The organism is Campylobacter concisus, assembly GCF_002912425.1.
GTDB lineage: Bacteria > Campylobacterota > Campylobacteria > Campylobacterales > Campylobacteraceae > Campylobacter_A > Campylobacter_A concisus_AH.
In genome coordinates this window covers 1-4,205 of record NZ_POYR01000143.1, presented here as the reverse complement: position 1 = coordinate 4,205, position 4,205 = coordinate 1, and the positions used below count along the sequence as shown (strand labels likewise).

2 protein-coding genes and 1 pseudogene are annotated in these 4,205 nt (G+C 34.6%); 1 reads left to right on the top strand and 2 read right to left on the bottom strand.

Annotation, left to right across the window (positions count from 1 at the left end; genetic code table 11):
• Positions 1-457: 457 nt before the first annotated feature.
• Positions 458-2,206 (top strand): site-specific integrase, encoded by a 1,749-nt coding sequence (locus tag CYP84_RS08225; protein ID WP_103637230.1) that lies wholly within the window; start codon positions 458-460, stop codon positions 2,204-2,206.
• Between the two features lie 77 nt (positions 2,207-2,283).
• On the opposite strand, the gene CYP84_RS08220 is transcribed toward CYP84_RS08225, so the two are convergent.
• Together CYP84_RS08220 and CYP84_RS10815 are read right to left on the bottom strand one after the other, a co-directional pair.
• Positions 2,284-3,663, bottom strand: a complete 1,380-nt coding sequence (locus CYP84_RS08220) for a thioredoxin reductase (RefSeq protein WP_103637229.1) — start codon at positions 3,661-3,663, stop codon at positions 2,284-2,286.
• 3 nt (positions 3,664-3,666) lie between these two features.
• Positions 3,667-4,205, bottom strand: a pseudogene (locus CYP84_RS10815) (hypothetical protein); the annotation flags it as partial.

The following is a 4,205-nucleotide window of genomic DNA, read 5'->3' as shown; positions in this document are numbered from 1 at the left end:
AAATAAACCTATCCTGAAAAAATGTACCGCTTTTTATAAAAACTGTACCATACTTTTAGGAAATTTTAAAGAAAGGGAAACTGCAAAAAGGGCAGTTAAAGTATCGATAAGTAGGACATCTATGGTGTCACGGGGGAGACTTGAACTCCCGACCTCCGGCTTATGAGATAAATTTTTAAATATCGCTTAAAGCCCTGCTACATCGCCATTGCAAACAACTTTTCCCAATAAGCACTAGTCAAGTGTTCCACTTTTGTTCCACTGCAAATCCATGGTACATCTAAAAAACCGCAATGGAATTTATTACTACCGAAGTGTTATCGCACCAAATGCAAGAAAATTTTTAAAGTGCTCAAGAGAGCTATCTTTCTCCTTGGGGACTTATTCCTTATTAAAAGCCAGAAAATCTGCTAGAATCTATGATAGATATATCTATCTCATAGCAAAGGCAGTTGATATGAAGTTAAATCAAGGAATTATAGATTCACTAGTTGATAGTTTTATGCAAGCAAAGGTTGATAAGAGCATAAAAGAGCATTCGCTTTATGATAAAAAGATAGATATTGACTTTGCAGATGCGCTAAATAGGCACTTCAAAGAGGCTTTAAAAGATAATACCTTTCCTGATTTACTTAATAAAAGTAATGAGACTTTAAATGGCATGGCTAAAATTTTATCTAATAGTCCAGATGAAGCCATAGACCAAGATGATAAAGCTAGCATAGCTCAAACCCTGCTTGAAAAACATATATTATCCCTAAACTACCTAATATCAAAGCTTGATAAGAGCACAAACCTTGTGTCTAAAAGACTTAAATTTTTAAGCAAACAAGATGAAAATTATAGCTTTGAGCCAAATGATATAGATAACTTCCAAGATAACATTAACTCTCTAGATGAAGCAAGTGGATTGCCTCTTAACAAAGAAGATATCAAAAGTCTAGCTAAAAATTTCTCACATGCCATAATGGCAACTGCCGAGCAACAATACGGACTTAACACTCCTTTTAAGCTAGTAAAAACAAAAGGTGATGAGAGGAGTGCAGAGCAAATACTAACTAGCGATAGCCATCTAATAGGCAAGCGCATAAAAGTAGGAGATAGTAGCTTTGGCATGGGTAGTTTAAAAGATGGGGTAGTGCAAGAATACGAGATAGTGCCATGTTCTCCTAGTCAAAGAAAGGTGGAGAGTAGGGAGATCATCACACTAAAAACAGCATTTGAAAATTTTACAGCTAATACTAGCGTTAGTCAAAAGTGGTCAAGCAGCACTATGGATCTGGTAAATATTGTAGGCAATATATTGTTTAAATTTTTCCATCCAAACAAAGATATCACAACCATATCACGAGATGATCTGCTTAAATTTAGAAATACTTTAGCTCTCATACCAACCAAGCTAAACCAAAAAGCCAAATATAAAGACAAAAGCTTAGAGCAGATAATACGCATAGGCAAAAATGATGCCAAGCTATCACAAGTAACCATACAAAAATATATGATAAGAGTAGTGCAGTTCTTTAAGTATTGCTATAACAGTGACTACATAAGTAAGAGCATCGTAAATGACCTAAGTGTAAAAGTGGAGATAAATCCAATGGAGCGTAAGGTGCTACCTTATAGCAAGGAAGAGGCTAATGCTATCTTTAAAATAGTCCAAAATTTTAAAGAGACCAACAAGTCACCAAGCAAACGCATAAGTGCAAATGATCTATACTATATAACCATGATAGCAGCATATAGTGGCATGAGGATAAATGAGATAGTTCAGCTAAGAGCACGTGACATAGTGCAGCACAATAATGTGCTTTGCTTTAGCATAAATAGAGATGATGGCAAGAGCACCAAAAACATAAATTCCATAAGGCTTGTGCCAGTCCATAGCAAGCTAATAGAGTTTGGACTAATGGAGTTTGTAAAACAAAGAGCTAGTGTAAATAAAAGCATCTTTAAAGTAAGCAATAAAGACTTTTCAGAAATTTTTAGATCACAAATACAACGAAAGTTAATAAGCAGCGACAAGCAAAAGACTTTTTACTCGTTTAGGCACTATTTTATAGATACGCTTGTCCAACAAGAAGTAGAGCCAAATATCATAGCTCAAATAGTAGGACATGAGAAGCAGTATAAAATTTTACTCGGAACATATGCTACAAATATAAATGCTAGTGTATTAAAAACAAAAGTTGAAATGGTGTGCTATTAGATATTAGACGTATGGTTTATATAGTGGATACATACTTCCTTTTATAAACCATAATCTACTTGCTTGATGTTAAATCTCTAATCCTTTATCTTATGCTCTTTAGCATAAGATAATATCTTTTGCCTAAGATCTTCTGGGAAGCTATCTCTATACATCACTGGTGTTAGAGGATTTAATTTTTTATCTAATTTACCAGCCTCATATAGTCTTGTTAGCTCTTCTGGTGTGTTGTAGTATGGTGCATTTGGATAGCCCTCTGGTGAGGTTAGGGACATTATTTTAGCTTCTAAAATATTAATATCTCTGTTTAAAATCACTTGCTTATATTCCTGATCATCTGGCTCAGCTACGTCAAAAGGAAGCATTTCATCTTTTAGGACATCTTTCATTTTTGTCATAAATTCCTCCCTTGTAGTCTCATTTGCATCAAGGTCTCTAGGGTCTAATAATTTACCTTCATCTTCAACGAGTTTTCTAAAATACCGCATAACTCTACCATCAGTATCAAGTGCAAGTCCCCTATTAAAATCCATCACGAAGTAGCTGCCTACTATCTCATCAAGATAAGGCATCATGCCATATTCATCTAGTGGGGGATTTTTAGATAATTTTCTAAACTCTTCAGCCATTTGTAAATTTTTGTTTAGACCTACTAGATAGGTAGAGTGTTTAAATAAATCAGCTAATGCCTCTAAGGCTCCGTCTTGACCAAGCTGGGCTGATAGAAACATTGATTGATATGCTCTTGCTTTAAATCCTGCATAGCCTAATCCAACTCCTCCTACAAATCCAGTAACGTCTCCTAATACTCCTGCACATATATTCCACTCAGCTGCAAATAATTCTGATTTTAACGTGCTTTTGTGAGCATTTACTTCATCATAAATTTCAGCATACTCTGGTTTAGTTAGTTTGCCACTACTATCTACTCTACCTATTGCATCTTCTGGGATATCTATCATAGTACATTTTAGATTACTTCTTTTTACTAGATAGATATATCTATCTCTCTTATCTTTTAAGCTTTCATAGTAGGCTTTTTCTGATTTAGTCCAAGGTGATAGTTTAGTAGAGCTTGGTTTATAGCTAATGTCTAGCCATGGTTTAAATGATAGATAGTCTGTTTGACCTAGAGAATTTGGTTTAGGGTTATAGTATAGAGGTTTATAGTTTTTATATGGAGATGAGTCTAGAATGGAGCGGGCTTCAAGGAGATACTTGGACTGAATTTCTAAGTACTCCTTATTTGTCCTAGGTTTATTATAATTATCATTGTTTGGTATCATTAAATTTGTCTTTTTATCAAATGGTATTTCCATTCCATTTGGAGCTATAACCGTATATGTATTAGTGTTATCCATTAGATTTCCTTTATTCATTGTTTTTTCTTTGCTGATAAATAGCGCTGAAGCTATTACTACTAAAATAACTAAAGTTATAAATATAGTTTTCTTCATCTCTTATCCTATATAAAGACCATCTTCCATTACTATGGTGGTGGCTAGACGACCTACTAGGCGAGGTGGGATAGATGATATGGTTTGAGTACTCTTGTCTTTTCTATCTGACGATCCGAACTCCTTACACCCCACATATATACCCTTTATGTTATTGTTTCCTATGGTATCAAGAGCCTCTACTAGATCTCTTGAGAGGTTATGATGAGTATTGCCATAGTTGGTGTTAAAAATTCCTAGTCTAAGCTTATATATAATATTTGCAGCCTCTTGATAGGCATCTATCGGATATTTTGGTTTGCCTGCTGCTTTATTTGGCAATGCGCCATCCTTGTAATTATTATATATCTCATCTTCCTCTTTAACATCCAAATTTAACTCCCTTATCTCTACATCAGATTCAGTGTATCTACTCCTAGCATAGTTAAAATACCTTGCATCTATCTCATTACCAGATCCTCTTAGCTCATCTAAGCATAGATAGGTACTAAGGTTATTTAGTGCTAGTTTAGAAGCTAGGTTAAAAGATAGTTTGTTTTTCT

Coding starts and splice junctions, on each gene's coding strand:
- CYP84_RS08220 (WP_103637229.1), bottom strand. CDS start 3,663: ATGAAGAAAACTATATTTATAACTTTAGTTATTTTAGTAGTAATAGCT.
- CYP84_RS08225 (WP_103637230.1), top strand. CDS start 458: ATGAAGTTAAATCAAGGAATTATAGATTCACTAGTTGATAGTTTTATG.